Below are 17,247 nucleotides of genomic sequence, written 5' to 3' on the forward strand. Positions count from 1 at the left end.
TAGAATTTATTTAGGAAAGGGGTGCGGGCGACATGCAAGTCAAGGATGTAAAGAAAGCGCAACGCCTGTCAATTATTCCCGGGCTCGGTCAGCTGTATAACGGTCAGACCATAAAAGGTGTTGGCTTCATTATTATTCTATTGGCATTTATTGCTGAGTTCATCTTCGGGGGCTTTAGCGCATTTGCCAATTTAGTCACATTGGGTTCAGTCTCAATGGAAGACAACTCTTTGTTCATGATGATCTATGGGACGTTGCAGATTCTATTGACAATTGTGTTTATCGTATTTTATATTGCAAACCTTTACGATGCGAAACACGTTGCACAGTTAATTAATAATGGTAAAAAGGTCTCCCATACGTTTAAAGAGTTAGGTGCGAGTTTAGTAGATGGTGGCTTTGCTTATTTATTAACCACACCGGCCTATATTTTAATGGTTTTTACGATTGTGTTCCCAGTATTGGTTACACTACTGATGGCTTTTACGAACTATGATTTTGCGCATATTCCACCAGCTATGTTATTGGATTGGATTGGGTTCAAAAACTTCACATCAATGTTCTTCTTGAGTAGTTACCGGGCAACCTTCAACGCTGTTTTTGGTTGGACCGTTATTTGGACCGTATGTGCAACCACGTTACAAATTATTATTGGGATTGCCACCGCAGTAATTGCTAACCAAAACTTCATCAAAGGTAAGCGCTTCTTCGGAGTGATCTTCTTGCTTCCTTGGGCGATTCCAGCGTTTGTATCAATTATGAGTTTTTCAAACATTTTTAATGATTCAGCTGGTGCGATCAATGTGCAGGTCATCGGCTTATGGAATACGTTAGTTCCATTTGCTCACATTGCGCCGATCCACTGGATGACGGATACGTTCTGGACTAAAGTTGCTATTATTATGATTCAAGGTTGGTTAGGATTCCCGTACATTTACGTTATGATTACTGGTATCCTGCAAGCGATTCCAGAAGATCTCTACGAAGCCGCAACGCTAGATGGTGCGACAGTAATGCAAAAGTTCAACAAGATTACGTTGCCAACGATTTTTGCTATTGCAGCGCCAATCTTTGTGACGCAGTATACGTTTAACTTCAATAACTTCTCGATGATCTATCTGTTTAACCAAGGTGGCCCTGGTGATGTCGGTGCTAACGCCGGTGGGACGGATATCCTGATCTCATGGATCTACAAGTTAACAACGGGGACGTCACCACAGTATTCATTGGCCGCGGCCGTTACGTTGATTATTTCCGTCTTAGTTATCGGGATCTCATTGATTGTCTTCAAGAAGACCCACGCGTTTGAAATGGGGGACTAGTGTTATGGATAATGCACAAGCAGTGGCACCTAAGAATGCCAATTCAAAGCAAAATAGCGCGCGTCGGCACCGTTTCTGGAAAGAATTCTTTACGTATCTGTATATGGTCATTCTCGGAATTATTATTATTTATCCCGTTTTGATCACATTCATCACGGCGTTTAAGGATGCTAACGTGCAAGCCTTCGTCCTTGATTTTGGTGGTAAGTGGACGTTGGTTAACTTTAAGAACTTATTTACGCAAACCCTGTATGGTAGCTGGTATTTGAATACCATGATTATTTCAGTCTCATGTATGGTCATTCAAGTCATCGTTGTGACGTTAGCCGGCTATGTTTATAGTCGTTACCGTTTTGCTGGTAAAAAGTTCAGTCTAACGTTTTTCATCGTAATTCAAATGGTACCAACCATGGCCGCTTTGACTGCTTACTACGTCTTAGCTAACATGTTGAACGCTTTGGACCATTACTGGTTCTTGACCGCAATTTACATTGGTGGTGGGATCCCACAGAACACTTGGCTGATGAAAGGTTACTTTGACAATGTTCCGTATGATTTGGATGAATCAGCTAAGTTGGATGGTGCTGGTAATTTCAAGATTTTCTGGTCAATTGTCTTACCATTAGTTAAACCAATGATTGCGGTTCAAGCGTTATGGGCCTTCATGTCACCAGTTCAAGATTACCTGATGGCGAAGTTCTTATTGACGTCTGAATCACATTATACGGTTGCCGTAGGGCTCCAGACATTCATTAATAACGCTCAAAATCAACAAGTTGTGCTCTTCTCAGCGGGGGCAATCTTAGTCGCGTTACCAATTGCTGCCTTGTTCTTCTACTTACAACGGTTCTTCGTTTCAGGATTGCTCGCTGGTGGCAGCAAGGGTTAACTCAAATATTAGTAGGGGTGAAATTAGATGCAGAGTACGAAAAACAAAACAACCGCCTTTCCGGTCCGGTTTTTTGGCAGCCTCTTCTCACCTCGAAGAATGTTTGCCAACCGTGATCAGTTTAATTGGTTACAGATTATTGTTTTATTTATCTTTTTGACCGCGGTAATGGTCATGCCGATTCCGTTTTACTATAATCACCAAACGAATTTTAATCTGTCACCATTTTTACCACACATTGATAAAATGATGGCCAGTGATCAGATGCAAACGGCAATGAAAACTGCGAACTACCGTGATCAGCGGTTCAAGGATGTCAAACATCAAATCATTATTAAAACTAAGGATAATGTTGCTGGCTTCGATCTCACGAACGATGATATGGCAGGACGCAAGAATGTCATTAATTTACATGCTAGTACGTTTCAAGTGAAATCGGTCGGTAGTGAATTTAAAGCCAAGTATGTGCCAGGCCATAACTTAAAGACAAACGCTCATGCGTTTCTGGTTAATTCTTGGTATCAAAGCAATAAAGTGATGATTGGTCTATTTATGCTCATGGCACTTGGATTAATTATTGTGGGGGTCAACCTGATCCTCGTAAATGGGGCGGCGTTCTTCTTATTCTTGTCACGACATAATAAGATCACGCATATTCGGAATTTCCGCGAAGGCGTTAACTTAACGTTGATGATGATGGGGATTGGGAGTCTGTTAGCGATGGGGATTGGCTTAATTCATTTTGATGTCACCATCGAATTGACCGTGCAGTCCCTCAGCTTGGCCTTCGTTGTGTTGTGGGTATATCTGAAAACAAAATTCAAAGATCCGGAAGTTGACCAAACCATGTTGCTTTAGGTCAATTAGTAAGCATAGAAATGAGGAAGATTAATGGCACGCGATACGCAAACGCAATTACGCAATGAGATGATTTACTCAGTCTTTGTTAGAAACTACTCAGAAGCTGGTAATTTTGCTGGCGTAACTGCTGACTTACAACGAATTAAGGATTTAGGAACCGATATTTTGTGGCTACTGCCAATCAATCCGATCGGTGAGGTCAACCGTAAGGGGACACTTGGTTCGCCATATGCAATCAAGGACTACCGTGGGATCAATCCGGAATACGGGACTTTAGCTGACTTTAAAGCACTCACGGATAGGGCGCATGAATTAGGAATGAAAGTGATGTTAGACATTGTCTATAATCACACTTCGCCTGATTCAGTCTTAGCAACCGAACATCCAGAGTGGTTTTATCACGACGCGGATGGTCAGTTGACGAATAAGGTCGGCGACTGGAGTGACGTTAAAGACTTAGACTATGGTCACCATGAGTTGTGGCAGTATCAAATCGACACACTCTTGTATTGGAGCCAGTTTGTGGACGGTTACCGTTGTGATGTTGCGCCATTAGTGCCACTTGATTTCTGGCTTGAAGCGCGGAAACAGGTTAATGCGAAGTACCCGGAAACGTTATGGTTAGCGGAGTCAGCCGGCAGTGGTTTTATTGAGGAACTGCGGTCACAAGGCTACACGGGTCTGTCTGACAGTGAACTTTATCAAGCTTTTGATGTGACATACGATTACGACGTCTTCGGTGATTTTAAAGATTACTGGCAAGGACGCAGTACGGTCGAACGGTATGTTGACTTGTTACAACGCCAAGATGCCACTTTCCCTGGTAATTATGTCAAGATGCGCTTCTTGGAAAATCATGATAATGCACGCATGATGAGCTTGATGCACAGCAAAGCTGAAGCCGTTAATAACTTGACCTGGATCTTCATGCAACGTGGTATTCCGTTAATCTATAACGGGCAAGAATTTTTGGCCGAACACCAACCATCATTGTTCGATCGGGACACCATGGTTGCAGATCGTCATGGGGACGTGACATCACTGATTCAAAAGCTAGTGACTATTAAGCAACTACCATTACTGCGTGCTGCGGACTACCAATTGGCAGTCGTAGAAGAAGGTATCGTTAAGATTACTTACCGTGCGGCTGGCGAAGCGTTAACAGCCTGGATTCCGTTAAAAGGTCAGGTCACAGCAGTTGCGACTAAGCTAGCAGCTGGTAGCTATCAAAATCTGTTAACAGATGGTCCTACTGAAGTTGTGGATGGCAAGCTGACAGTTGATGGTCAACCAGTATTAATTAAATATGCCACTAATACGGCGGTAACTAAAGTTGCTGACCAGTCCAATTAGCTGATTAATAGCTTTGAGTAATCGATCAAAAAGCAACCGTTTGCGGGCGATTGCACGTGTAATAGTAGTTTAGAAGTGAGAAAACAAGGGAGTGGATTTCGATGGTTGAAATGAATCTCGATCACATTTACAAAAAATATGAGGGTAACGATAAATATTCAGTTACCGATATGAATCTTGATATTAAAGATGGGGAGTTCATCTTCTTCATTGGCCCATCTGGCTGTGGTAAGTCAACGACATTACGGATGATTGCTGGCTTGGAAGACATCACTAAGGGTGACTTCAAGATGAACGGTCAAGTCATGAATGACGTAGAACCAAAAAATCGTGATATCGCGATGGTTTTCCAAACTTATGCACTATACCCGAACATGTCAGTCTTTGACAATATGGCCTTTGGATTGAAGATTCGGAAAACTTACAGTAATACTGAAATCAAAAAGCGAGTGGATAACGCTGCTGAGCAATTGGGCTTAACCGATTATCTACAACGGAAACCAGCCAATTTATCTGGTGGTCAACGGCAACGGGTTGCTTTAGGACGGGCCATCGTCCGGGACGCGGGGACGTTCCTATTGGACGAACCGTTATCTAACTTGGATGCTAAGCTACGGGTCGATATGCGGACTACGATTGCTCAAATGCATCAACGCTTGAAGACCAACATGATCTATGTCACCCATGATCAAATTGAAGCGATGACGATGGCTGATCGGATCGTCATTATGAATGACGGTAAGATCATGCAAGTTGGGACACCGCACGAATTGTATAACGAACCGGTTAATCAATTTGTGGCTGGCTTCATGGGATCACCTTCAATGAACTTCTTCAATGCCACCTTACATGATGGTCGGGTAACTGATGGTGAGGGACTCGACGTAGCTGTCCCGGAAGGTCAATTGAAAGTTTTAAAGGCTCAAGGCTATGACCAGAAAAAGATGATTGTGGGTATCCGACCAGAGGACATTCATGCTGAGCAAATTGCGCTTGAAGCGATGTCAGATTCAATTGTTAAGACGAAGGTCGTCGTTTCTGAATTCTTAGGTGCCGAAAGCATGTTATATTGTACAGCTGGCAAATCTAAATTTACTGCCCAAGTGGATGCACGTGATTATCATAACCCGGGTGAGAATGTGGAAGTTGCTTTTGAAATGTCGAAGGCCCACTTCTTTGATTCTGAAACTAAAGATGTTATTCGGTAATTTCGAACGACGGAGGAGCAACAACAATGAAACGTATTTTTGAAGTAGATCCGTGGCACGTCATTAGTCATGAACTCGTACCGACGGATAAGCGATTGCAGGAAAGCATGACCAGTATTGGTAACGGCTACATGGGTATGCGGGGAATGTTTGAAGAGCACTATTCTAACGATACCCTCAAAGGGATTTATATCGGTGGGGTCTGGTATCCCGATAAAACCCGGGTCGGCTGGTGGAAGAACGGTTATCCCGATTATTTCGGTAAGGTGATCAATTCGGTCAATTTCATCAAAGTCAATATCACGATTGATGGTGATCAAGTTGATTTGGCGAAGGACACAGTCAGTGACTTTACGTTGGATCTTGATATGCATACGGGAATTTTACGGCGTTCATTTATTATTACCAAGGGTGAAAAGCGCGTCCAATTCATGATTGATCGGTTCGTCAGCGTTGCACAAAAAGAGTTATTTGATGTGCACTATAGTGTTCGCAATTTGGGTGCGGAACCGGTCCAAATTGGATTTATTTCGCAAATTGATGCGGACGTCTTCAATGAAGATGCGAACTATGATGAGCAGTTCTGGCAAGTGCTAGACAAGAGTCATGCGATTACTGGTGGCAGCATGTTTGCAGAAACGAAGCCGAATAACTTCGGAACACCGCGCTTTACGCTCGGCATGCAGATGCTTCATGAAACGGCTTTTCGAGGTATTAACGCCCCAGAAACCGAAAAGGCAGTTACAAATATCTTCCGGGGAACGTTAGCACCGGATGAAACCAAGAATTTTGAAAAACGAGTCCTCGTGGTGACTTCACGGGATTACGCGGATATGGCGGCGATGCGGACTGGCTTAGCCGAATTAAGTGAAACGGTCAGCACACAGTCATATGAGGACTTACGGCAGGCCCATGTTGATGGTTGGGCTAAACGCTGGCAGTTATCTGACGTGTTGATTGACGGTGACGATGCGGCACAACAAGGCATTCGCTTCAACTTATTCCAGTTATTCTCTACCTACTATGGCGAAGATAAGCGCCTGAACCTGGGGCCAAAAGGCTTTACTGGTGAAAAGTATGGTGGTGCGACGTATTGGGATACCGAAGCGTTCGGAGTACCGTTCTACCTTTCATTGGCGAAACCAGAAGTAACGGAGAACTTACTGGAATACCGGTATAATCAGCTTGCTGGAGCTTTCCATAATGCTAAAATGCAGGGCTTGGCTGGTGCCTTGTACCCGATGGTGACCTTCAACGGAATTGAGTGCCATAACGAATGGGAGATTACGTTCGAAGAGATTCATCGAAATGGGTCTATTGCGTATGCCATCTTCAATTACACACGTTATACCGGTGATGAGATCTACTTGAAGACTAAAGGAATCGACGTTTTGACGGGGATTTCACGTTTTTGGGCTGATCGGGTCCACTTCTCAGAACGGAAACAACAGTATATGATTCACGGTGTCACTGGTCCTAATGAGTATGAGAACAACGTGAATAACAATTGGTATACGAACTTTATGGCGCGCTGGACGTTAGAATACACGTTAGCGAGTTTGAAGAAAGTGGATGCCGCTAAGCGTGCAGCACTTCAAATCACGGATGCTGAGCTTGCAAAGTGGCAAGATATTGTTGACCGGATGTACTTCCCGTATGATGAAAAATTGGGAATCTTCGTTCAACAAGATGGCTTCCTTGATAAGGACGTCAAGCCAGTTTCAAGTATTCCTGCTGATCAACGGCCAATCAATCAACACTGGTCATGGGATCATATTCTACGGTCACCGTATATCAAGCAGGCGGATGTCTTGCAAGGAATCTATTACTTCATGGATAAATTCACGGCGGAACAGAAGAAACGTAACTTTGATTTCTATGAACCGTTGACCGTCCATGAATCCAGTCTTTCACCAGCCGTCCATGCCATTCTAGCAGCGGACTTGCATTATGAGGATAAGGCCGTGGAAATGTATGAACGGACAGCCCGTCTTGATCTTGATAATTATAATAATGATACGGTCGACGGCTTGCATATTACGTCGATGACCGGTTCATGGCTCGCAATCGTTCAAGGCTTTGCTGGTATGCGAGTTAAGGATGATACCTTAGCCTTTGCACCGTTTGTGCCTAAAGCGTGGACCCATTATCAATTCCACGTTAACTTCCGCGGTCGCTTGATTAAAGTGGATGTCGATCAACAGGGTACGACCGTTGAACTGGTTAGTGGGGAACCACTGACTATCGAACTTAATGGGCAAGCTATCGAGGTCGCTAGCACCGTAACAACTAAGTAAATATGAACGCTTGATTGTGGTCTGACCGTACCTGGCCACAATCAAGTTTCCAACCTAAGAATGAGCTCAATTCATTCCAACCTAACTTCTAAATCGGTCCGTATCAGCTGATACGGGCCTTTTTAGTGTCTGGACATAAAAGAGTCCCTCACTTGGAAATATCGATTTCCAAGTGAGGGGCTCGGCTGTTCTATTCAAATAGCATCGGTAGGGTTATTTGAGTGTTTGCGTCAATCCTAGCACGTCCATTTCGTAAATCCGAACGGCGGTGTCAGCAACTTGGGTTGGTTTATCGACGACTAACCGGACGTAGCGCGCCGAAGTAGCCGCGAAAGTATTGAGACTAGTGGCTTGCGTGTTATTGTAGGTCCGGGCAACGTCCGTGTAGCGTTTGCCATCAGTGCTGACCTGAATGGTCCAAGCGCGGGTGTTCATATCAGCACCTTCGCCACCAGCTTTGGCATGCGCTAATTTAACCGCACTCACAGTCGTTTGACGGCCTAAATCCAGCGTCAAGGTATGCGGTGCCTTACCGGTTGCACACCATTTAGTATCGAGTTTCCCATCCACCGCCATTTTAGGTGCTTCACTACTATTCGTGTATCCGGAGGCACTGGTCTTGGCGTTCTTGGATAGTAAGGTTAAAGCGCCTTGAGCTTTCGGTGTAATCGTAATGAGCTTTTTCATTGTAACGTGCCGTTGGCCATCCTTATTTTTAGCGGTTAATGTGACGTTATAAGTGCCAGCCTTACGGTAAGTGACCGTGGGGTTTTTGGCGGTGCTGGTCGTCTTTGTGGCACCGTCAAATTCCCATTTATAGCTGGTTGCGTTTTTGGATGAGGCATTTGTAAACTTGATCGTGTTACCGGGAGCTGCCAGGGTGCGGTTAACCGTAAATGCCGCTTTAGGTTTACGATTATCCGGCCATTTTAAGGTAACTTGGTCAGAAGCATCGCCACGTTGGTTCCAAATATCAACTGGAACGACCATCAGATTGGTCTCGTTGTGCTGCCCATTCCGTTTCAACGCGTTTAAATAGAAATTAGTCGTGTTAGTGGCCCCCAGAAATGAGCGAGAACCGTCATTGTTAACCTGATAAATTTCGTAATGATCCAGCTTATTTTTAGTGGTGGCTTGCCAACTCAGGTTGACACCGGCGTACTTGCCTTCTTCGTCGAAGGTCCGATTATCAATGGTGACCTGGTTGACCTTTTTCGGCGCGGCCTGCTGCTTGCCGGTAATTGCGAGGCGACCTAATTGAACGCTGTAGCTAGCATCAGTCTCGGCGGCACTGATTTTGAGGCTAAGGCCTTTGATTGTTTTTTTTGTTAACTGACTAACGTCATAGCTAACGGTCGTCCAGTGCTTGCTGAGTGTCCGGTCACCCGCGATGGTCTTAGTGCGGCCGTCCTTTAAGGTCACCACTAGTTTAGCTGTAGATTTACCAGATGCCTTAGCGGTTAAACTAACCTGGGTATCGGCAGTGACGTCTAGGTCCGTGGTGTAGAGTTTGATTGTGCTAGCGGTGTCCTTACGCATTTTGCCGGCTAACTTGATATCATTGCCACCTTCGTAGGCGTCAGTGTAGTCAAAGCTGGCCTTTAACGCATTACCATTGCCATTATTGATTAACCAGCGGTAAGTCGGATTGACTGCTTGCAGTGAGCGATTGTTCCAATCACGTAGCGAAACATTTTTCCCCTTAATGAAGTAGTTATAGCCATTGCCTAAGCTGAAATTAGTGACAAAGGGCTGTTTCGTAATGGCACTTTGTTCAACCGCGTATGTTGAAACACCCGGCCAATGTGTTGAAGTAGTTGACGGAATGCTACGGGACGGATCATTTTGATCATTGACCCACAGAGCACCTTCTTTGGCTTGAAATTCGTCAACCGTATCGGAAGAAGCGTGTGTCCAGTCCGGTGCGTACAATCCTAGCGACGTGTATGGCACATGTTGTTTATTAGCGAATAGATTCCAACGAACGGGGGTAGCGGTTCCGTCAGCTTGAACATCGATTCCTGCAAAGAGGTTGTAAGGACTAATCCCAAGCTTTTCGGCGCGTTCGTGTGACTTTTTGAGTAATTCTTGACTGGCGAGACGCTTCTTCGTCCACCAGAAGTTAAGAAACATCGAGTCAGCAACTGGTTTCATATTGGCATCGACTAGATAAGATTGGTTTTCTTTGGTCAATGCGTTTTGCCAATCCATTTTACCATCCTTCGTCATCGAGTCATACCACATCAGGTCTAGCTTGGAGCCGGCCTTTTGTTTGTATTCTTTGATTAACTGTTGCATTAGTTGGGCGTGCTTTTTGCTCAGCCCATTACTAGTTGAGCTGGTTGCGGTCTTTCCGGTGGAAGCCGAATCAAAACTTTTAACTTCGGGGTCGGTCTCTTGGTTGATGAACCAGCCGTCAAACCCGTAAGCTTTCGCAACCGCGACTAGTTTATCAGCCATCGGAAAATGTCCGTCAGCATCTTGTTTTAAGAAGTCATTGAGCCACTTTAACTTCCCACCACTAACCACTTGTGGAAAGAAAACGGTTCCAAGAACGGGCACGCCGTTTTTATGAGCAGAATCGATGACATCTGCGGTCGGTGGCACAATCAAACCTTCGCCTGCCGAACCGCCCCAGTAGACGAGTTGGTCAATATACTGCCAGTTGGAGAAGACATTCGCATCGAACGTATTAATCCCGCGAGGCGCGTTGCCACTAGTTGAACTATTCATAATGGATAACGCGACGACCTTCATCTTTGGGTCCTGGGTCTTGTTAACCGTCGGCAGTTGCCATTTATCGATCCGTTTGGCTAGTGGAACCGAGGCGGTGTTGTACTTGGCTGCTTTATCCTTGCTCAACTGCCATTTCAGCAGTTGTTTTGGAAACCAGTACGGTGCTTCGGGTTGATTATCCATCCCCTTATCAAGGGTGGCCTCAGCCGTTTGACGGTAACTGATCTGCTGATTAGCTGACTGTTTCGAACAAGCTACTAAACCTACAGCAGTCGTTATCAAAGCTAGTGTGCCAACAATGTAGCGATATTGTCCATGTCTCATAGCGATATCCTCCTGTGAACTAAGCAAAATTGACATATCCGCGTTATGTGAGCGATGATTGCATGAATCGTAATTAAAACGTGGCCTCGACTTAGATTTTTGACTACCGCGCTCTGGCAATTGGCAGAAATGCCTGGAGGTCGGTGTAGGGTGAACTAAGCATGTTTACGCTAACCCGAACTCTTTCCAGCGAGCCTAAGCTGACTGCTTTTGACGTTAATTATTTTGCCTACTTTAATCATGACTCATGACAAATTAGCTAGCACAACGCGTAAAATACAAAAATCTATATATTGCTGGTATGTATGATATCGGTTTCAGTGACAGATGAGTATAGCTAAATTAAGGGAATTCTTCCACAAATTAAACTAATTGATAGGGTCAATCAATTTTGATGTAAGGGGAATGCTGGGTTTCAACTTGCGCGCAACGTGCGAATAGTTGAGGATTGTTGCGGTGCCGATACAATTTAACGAACGCGAATTTTTGCGTGATGAGTGGTATGTAGTATAATAACTAGCTAGGAAGGTGATTATTTATTAAGTATAAAGTTGATAATGGTGAATATCCCAGTGGTAAGGACGCTGTGGATCCCAAGCGAGTTAAATATCTGAAATTGATTAGTAAGTTAGCGACATTTACGTGTATTGCGATGTACGTGTCGTATATTCCACAAATCATTTCGAATTTCTCAGGTGACCCAGTATCGCCGCTACAACCACTCGTGGCAATGATTAATGGGATACTATGGACTGGTTACGGCTGGTTCAAGACTTATAAGGATTGGCCCGTTATTATTTCAAATGTCCCGGGGTGGTTTTTGGATTTATCACTGTTTTAACCGTATATATTCATTAACCGAATGACAAATTGACTGTAAACTAAAAGTCCGCTGATACGTTTAAACGCGTATCGGCGGACTTTTTTGCAAGGTGTTAAGCGTTCTTTAAAGCAGCCTGAGCTAACAATAGGCCACCGGCAATGCCAGAATTGTTACCCAGTCCAGCGGGAACGATATAGTCATCCAGTGGTGGGACTTCTTCGTAGCCATTTAGATAGGCGGCAAACTTTTCACGAATCATGGGAAAGAGCTGCCGTTGATTCATAACACCACCGTTAAGAATAATTTTATCAGGTGCGAAGGCGACGGTGAGGTTGACACATGCCTGTGCGATGTAGTCAGCGATGATTGGCCAGACTGGATCGTCGACGGGAATATCTTTCCCAGCTTTCCCCGTTCGTTTTCCAACTGCTGGCCCAGCAGCTAAACCTTCTAAACAGATGTCATGGTAGGGGCAGTTGGACTTGAAATCGTCCCCAGGTAACCGGTTGAGTCGCATGTGACCAAGCTCAGTATGAGTGCGACCATTAAAAATGTGGTTCTGACTAATGACGCCAGCGCCAACACCGGTACCAATCGTCATGTAGATGCTGTTAGGGACGTCCTTAGCGATTCCAATCATTGATTCGCCATAAGCGGCTTCGTTAACATCAGTGGTCCAGTAGAGTGGGATGTTGAAGCGACTTTTAAGATGGCCTAAAAAATCGAAGTCACCCCAGCCGGGTTTGGGAGTCGTGGTAATGTAACCATATTTCGGATCATCGGGATTAACGCCGATGGGGCCAAATGAACCGATACCAATCGCGTCAACGGGATGAGTCGTAAAATAGTCGTCTACCGCAGTCATGGTTTCAGCGGGGGTTGTCGTGGGGATCGAAATTCGGTCGCTAATTTGCCCGTTTTCAGCGCCCGTGGCACAAACAAATTTTGTACCACCAGCTTCAATTGCACCTAAAAGCATAGTGTGCCTCCTGTAGTTAAAAATGTAGTCCTATTTATTAATAGTATACTCTTAATCAGAAATTTTGTTAACGATTACATTAACTTTGACGTAAATAAATTAGCTGACTAGTGAAATCAGCGTTGGTGGGTTTAAGTGGAATTCCCATCGTGTTTAACTGATGCCCCGTATAGCTATTACCTGATGAATCGCTATAAGTTAATTCAGCATCGAGATAGTGTAATGGTAATGGGTGCTGAGTTTTGACAGCAGAATTAAGCCCATTTAAGTAACAGCAAATTGCCTGCTTTTTATCTGCCGTTACTAACAACCACGCAACAACGTGTCTTGTTGTCGGTAGACGATAAAAGTGGGCCTTGATAAAAGTAGATTTCAGTTGCTGATATTTAATCAAGGCTCCTCGAAGAAGTTGCTGTTCACTAGGAGCAAGTTGTTTAGGATTAAGTTCCAATCCTAGTTGCCCGATGCAGGCTAATTGTAATCGAGTTTCAAATGGTGTTATTCGGCCATTTTGCGCATTGGGTGATGCGGTTATATGGTTGCTGAATATCCGTGGTGGAAATAGATAACTAAATCCGTTCTCGATGGTTGCTCGGTCGACTGGATCAGTCAAATCGCTTATCCACGTCTGATTGGTGTATGGTAGCATACCAAAATCAAACCGGCCACCACCAGCTGAACAATTTTCGATAATCAGCTTGGGGCAGGCGCGCTTCAAGCGTGTGAGAATATCATAGATTCCACAGACGTAGCGATAATACAGTTCCCCCTGTTGTGCAGCCGGTAAGCGTGTGCTGCCAACCTGTGTAAGATGGCGATTCATATCCCATTTAAAATAATCGAGTTGGTTATTTTGAACCAAGTTCGTCAGAGTAGTGACTAAGTGGTCACGGACAGCAGCCTGCGAAAGATCTAAGACTAGCTGGTGGCGAGCTGTGATGGGTGTCCGATCAACATATTGTAATACCCAGTCAGGATGTTGTTGGTAAAGCTGGCTGTTAGTGGTGATCATTTCTGGTTCCACCCAGAGACCGAATTTCATTCGATGATGATGGGCTTGTTGGGCAAGGGGTTTCAGACCATTAGGAAACTTAATGGGGTCAACATACCAGTCACCTAATTGCCCATTTTCACCGTTACGGTTGACAAACCAGCCGTCGTCTAAGACAAGCATTTGTAAGCCTAACTGGTGGGCGTGTTCGATTAAGTGTTGAACTTTAGACTCTGAAACGGCAAATGTCAGTGTTTCCCAAGTGTTAAGCACACTTGGAATGTTAGTCTGGGAGGGCATCAGCTGATGGCTAAAGTCGTGAAATACTTGTGACATGCCGTTAAAACCAGTATTTGTCCAAGTTAGCACGGCTTCAGGAGTCTGAAAACTGCTATTTGGTTTGAGCTGCCATTCGAATGTATCTGGTTCAAGACCGATTGTTAGGCGGCTATGTTGATATTGGTCAACTTCGACAGTACTGTCGAAGTTACCACTCCATGCTAGTGCACAACCAATAACAGTCCCAGCTAATTCTGTCGTGTTAGGTTCTGCTAGAGCCATGAACGGTTGGTGTTGTGGTCCACTAGTGCCGCGCAGACTGCGAACCGTTTGTAACCCTGGGTGTAAACGGTTAAACGATGGATTAGCTTCATGTGCATGGGTACCGCTTAATGTCAGCGCAGTATATTGGTCAGTTGGTAGATCTAGTTGAGCGCTGGATAGGGCTGTTACTTGCAAATTAGTAGTGCCGTGATGGCGCAGAGTTGTGCTTCGCAAGATAAGCGGCTGATTTTCAAAAATAGTGTAGTTAAGATCCATCTGTAACTTGGTCACTGAATCGGCCAAATGAATGACTAGGGTTGTTACAGGCGTGTGTTTGCTAACGGTGGGTGGCAATTGGCGCGAGTTGATTGGCTGATCATTCACAGAAAAACCGGTATATTCTAAAATTGGCAGTAATTGATTGTTAGCATCCTTAATAACGTAAGCTGGCTGGCGATAGTCACCACTGCCAATAGTGGAATATTCGAGTGGCAGTGAAGTCACGGAATATGGAAAGCGTTCTGTTGGGTCATTAGCAAAAGCATGGCTACCGGATGGCATCGGCTCAAAGTACGGTTGTTTTGAAAAGTAACGTCCAAAATATCGATGCACTGGGTAACGATGGGCTAAAATTTGAATAACATAGCTAATTTGGTCATTATGAAGATTGATTAAGCCGGTTTTGGGGTCATATTCAACAGGCATGACGTCCTCCTAATAAAGTTTAGACAGTTGTAGCAGCAACTGAGCTAGCTGCCGGTTCAGTCAGCGCAACGAGCTGTTCACTAGCTTGGACATTCGTGACTTTGAGTCGTTCAACATTAGCGTAATTGGCCGTATTTGTGACGACTAGCATGACGGTTGGATCATAGTTAGCGGCTTTTAAGGCAGCGACGTCAAACGTTCCGAGTAGATCACCTTGATGAACGGTATCGCCCTTCTGAACGTTAGTAGTGAAGTGTTCACCATTTAAATTGACCGTATCTAATCCTAAGTGAATCAGAATTTCGGCACCAGCAGTTGTTTTGATGCCATAAGCATGATGGCTATCATAAGTGACAGTGATGACCCCGTCAGCTGGTGCGACGACCTGATCAGCGCTTGGCACGATTGCGGCGCCTTTACCCATGATTTCGGCTGAGAAAACTTGGTCGTTAACTTGTTTGAGACTTTCGCTAGTCCCCGTTACTGGTGCACTGATAATCTCATCATTAACATTGATGACGGTACTCGTTGGTGCTGGTGATTTTACTTGATCACGATCGTCACCGAGTGTTCGTTTGGCATAGATAAAAGTTGGAATAAATGCGACGACGAACGAGATGACAGCACTGAGCATGAATGCTGGAATCGACTTTGAAGCAATCGAAATGAACCCGATGACTGATGCGGGACCCATCGCCACAGACAGAACGTGGAATAGTCCTAAGAAAGCTGAAGCAATTCCTGAGGCAATCGCTGCAAAGACAAATGGAAATTTCATCTTGAGGTTGACCCCAAAAATAGCAGGTTCCGTAATTCCGAGTAACGCTGAGACCCCGGCTGAAGAAGTCAGGGCTTTTTGCTTTTGGCTCTTAGTGGCAAAGAAAATAGCTAAAGTGGCGGCACCTTGCCCAATGTTGGCCATCGAGGCGACTGGGAAGATAAAAGAACCTCCCGTTTTGGCGACGTTAGCCAATAACTGGGTTTCAATAGCCGGGAAGGTTTGGTGGAGCCCAGTAATGACAATGGCCGAGTAGAGAAGGCCAAAGATGCCCATGCCAATCCAACCAGTCGTGTTATATAAGCCTACTAAACCGTTAGTTAATGCGTCGCTCACCGTTCGTAAGACAGGACCGACGATTGTGAAAGTTAGGAAGCCAGTGATGACAATTGCAAACATTGGCGTGAACGTAAAGTCAAATGCACCCTTGATATGTTTGTGGAAGAACTTCTCCAGAGTAGCCAAAATATAAGCAACGGCCAAAACAGGGAGCACTTGGCCTTGATAGCCTGCTTGTGCAACGTGTAAACCAAAGACGTTCCAGTAAACCATCTTGCCGGCGGCCATGGTCGTTGCAACGCTATAGCCGTTAACAAGTGATGGTAAGACCATGATCATGCCCATCGTAGCACCCAGATAGGGGTTGCCGCCGAAGCGCTTCGTTGCTGAAAATCCTAAGAGAATTGGCAAGAAAGTGAACGGGGCACTAGCCATCGCGTTAATCATTTCGGCGATACCTTTGAGACCGGGGTAAACTTCAACAACTGACTTCGCCATAAAAAGATGCTCGGCAGTCAAAACGTTGTTTAGTGCCATTAATAGACCCCCAGCAACTAGTGCAGGGACGATTGGAATAAAAATATCAGATAAGACTTTGAGGAAGTCCATTAATGGATTTTTCTTTTGACCCGCAGCGGCAACTGCCTTGATGTCATCGGGGGTCGCTTCTTTAAGACCTGTTTTGGCGATTAAGGCGTCATAGACTTTATCGACATCGCCAGGGCCAATAATGATTTGATATTGGCCGTTAGTTTCGAAGGTCCCCTTAACGTCCGCGTCGTCATCTAAGGCTTGTTGATCAATCTTGGATTCATCCTTGATGACCAAACGAAGGCGTGTCGCACAGTGGGCGGCGGCTTGAATGTTGTTTTTACCAATTGCATTAAGTACGCGGTCGGCAACTTCTTGATGATTCATAATAATTCACTCCCTGAGTCTAAAATTATTTTTAATTTAATAATGCAAGCGCTTTACAGACCCAATAATAACAAGTTTGGAAAATATGTCAAGCGTTTGATACAAAATTGAATTGCTTGATAATCTTGTTAAAAAGCCGAATTTGAAACGCTGACATGAAAATATAATATAAAAATGTCAAACGATTGACATATCGGTGTAAGCGGTTTTATAATAGTGACAATTAAGTCGAACGTTAAAA

Annotated in this window: 10 protein-coding genes and 1 pseudogene; 7 read left to right on the plus strand and 4 right to left on the minus strand. The window is 44.6% G+C overall.

Features of this window, described 5'->3' with window-relative positions:
- The first annotated feature begins 32 nt into the window (after positions 1-32).
- The 6 genes from ACOV1R_RS02440 (at position 33) to ACOV1R_RS02465 (ending at position 7,930) form a co-directional block, all read left to right on the plus strand.
- Positions 33-1,322 carry a carbohydrate ABC transporter permease gene (locus tag ACOV1R_RS02440; RefSeq protein ID WP_003641771.1) on the plus strand — a complete coding sequence of 430 codons (1,290 nt, stop codon included), beginning with the start codon at positions 33-35 and terminating at the stop codon, positions 1,320-1,322.
- Between the two features lie 4 nt (positions 1,323-1,326).
- Positions 1,327-2,211: a sugar ABC transporter permease gene (locus ACOV1R_RS02445; protein WP_003641772.1), complete on the plus strand. Its 885-nt coding sequence runs from the start codon at positions 1,327-1,329 to the stop codon at positions 2,209-2,211.
- A gap of 27 nt (positions 2,212-2,238) precedes the next feature.
- Positions 2,239-3,069 carry a DUF1189 domain-containing protein gene (locus tag ACOV1R_RS02450; protein WP_003646349.1) on the plus strand — a complete coding sequence of 277 codons (831 nt, stop codon included), beginning with the start codon at positions 2,239-2,241 and terminating at the stop codon, positions 3,067-3,069.
- Positions 3,070-3,102: 33 nt separating this feature from the next.
- The gene (locus tag ACOV1R_RS02455) at positions 3,103-4,425 is read left to right on the plus strand and encodes an alpha-amylase family glycosyl hydrolase (protein ID WP_003646350.1); all 1,323 of its coding nucleotides are present in this window, start codon (positions 3,103-3,105) and stop codon (positions 4,423-4,425) included.
- A 101-nt stretch (positions 4,426-4,526) separates the two neighbouring features.
- A complete protein-coding gene (locus ACOV1R_RS02460) occupies positions 4,527-5,633 on the plus strand; it encodes an ABC transporter ATP-binding protein (RefSeq protein WP_003641775.1) in 1,107 nt (368 codons plus the stop codon).
- Positions 5,634-5,659: 26 nt separating this feature from the next.
- Positions 5,660-7,930 (plus strand): glycoside hydrolase family 65 protein, encoded by a 2,271-nt coding sequence (locus tag ACOV1R_RS02465; protein WP_128485143.1) that lies wholly within the window; start codon positions 5,660-5,662, stop codon positions 7,928-7,930.
- A gap of 213 nt (positions 7,931-8,143) precedes the next feature.
- On the opposite strand, the gene ACOV1R_RS02470 is transcribed toward ACOV1R_RS02465, so the two are convergent.
- The gene (locus tag ACOV1R_RS02470) at positions 8,144-10,990 is read right to left on the minus strand and encodes an endo-beta-N-acetylglucosaminidase (RefSeq protein ID WP_011100911.1); all 2,847 of its coding nucleotides are present in this window, start codon (positions 10,988-10,990) and stop codon (positions 8,144-8,146) included.
- Between the two features lie 586 nt (positions 10,991-11,576).
- On the opposite strand from ACOV1R_RS02470, the pseudogene ACOV1R_RS02475 reads away from it, so the two are divergent.
- A pseudogene (locus ACOV1R_RS02475) lies at positions 11,577-11,848 on the plus strand (SemiSWEET family transporter).
- A gap of 77 nt (positions 11,849-11,925) precedes the next feature.
- Here ACOV1R_RS02475 and ACOV1R_RS02480 read toward each other — a convergent pair.
- The 3 genes from ACOV1R_RS02480 to ACOV1R_RS02490 form a co-directional block, all read right to left on the minus strand.
- Positions 11,926-12,792, minus strand: a complete 867-nt coding sequence (locus ACOV1R_RS02480; RefSeq protein ID WP_217203149.1) for a fructokinase — start codon at positions 12,790-12,792, stop codon at positions 11,926-11,928.
- A gap of 79 nt (positions 12,793-12,871) precedes the next feature.
- A complete protein-coding gene (locus tag ACOV1R_RS02485) occupies positions 12,872-15,031 on the minus strand; it encodes an alpha-galactosidase (RefSeq protein ID WP_015379666.1) in 2,160 nt (719 codons plus the stop codon).
- A 19-nt stretch (positions 15,032-15,050) separates the two neighbouring features.
- Positions 15,051-17,006, minus strand: a complete 1,956-nt coding sequence (locus ACOV1R_RS02490) for a sucrose-specific PTS transporter subunit IIBC (RefSeq protein ID WP_003646355.1) — start codon at positions 17,004-17,006, stop codon at positions 15,051-15,053.
- Between the last annotated feature and the right edge of the window lie 241 nt (positions 17,007-17,247).

It is taken from the genome of Lactiplantibacillus sp. YT640 (genome assembly GCF_049745435.1).
GTDB lineage: Bacteria > Bacillota > Bacilli > Lactobacillales > Lactobacillaceae > Lactiplantibacillus > Lactiplantibacillus plantarum.

Excerpts from the sequence above, each read along its gene's own strand:
- ACOV1R_RS02440 (WP_003641771.1), top strand. The coding sequence starts at position 33 with ATGCAAGTCAAGGATGTAAAGAAAGCGCAACGCCTGTCAATTATTCCC.
- ACOV1R_RS02445 (WP_003641772.1), top strand. The coding sequence starts at position 1,327 with ATGGATAATGCACAAGCAGTGGCACCTAAGAATGCCAATTCAAAGCAA.
- ACOV1R_RS02450 (WP_003646349.1), top strand. The coding sequence starts at position 2,239 with ATGCAGAGTACGAAAAACAAAACAACCGCCTTTCCGGTCCGGTTTTTT.
- ACOV1R_RS02455 (WP_003646350.1), top strand. The coding sequence starts at position 3,103 with ATGGCACGCGATACGCAAACGCAATTACGCAATGAGATGATTTACTCA.
- ACOV1R_RS02460 (WP_003641775.1), top strand. The coding sequence starts at position 4,527 with ATGGTTGAAATGAATCTCGATCACATTTACAAAAAATATGAGGGTAAC.
- ACOV1R_RS02465 (WP_128485143.1), top strand. The coding sequence starts at position 5,660 with ATGAAACGTATTTTTGAAGTAGATCCGTGGCACGTCATTAGTCATGAA.
- ACOV1R_RS02470 (WP_011100911.1), bottom strand. The coding sequence starts at position 10,990 with ATGAGACATGGACAATATCGCTACATTGTTGGCACACTAGCTTTGATA.
- ACOV1R_RS02480 (WP_217203149.1), bottom strand. The coding sequence starts at position 12,792 with ATGCTTTTAGGTGCAATTGAAGCTGGTGGTACAAAATTTGTTTGTGCC.
- ACOV1R_RS02485 (WP_015379666.1), bottom strand. The coding sequence starts at position 15,031 with ATGCCTGTTGAATATGACCCCAAAACCGGCTTAATCAATCTTCATAAT.
- ACOV1R_RS02490 (WP_003646355.1), bottom strand. The coding sequence starts at position 17,006 with ATGAATCATCAAGAAGTTGCCGACCGCGTACTTAATGCAATTGGTAAA.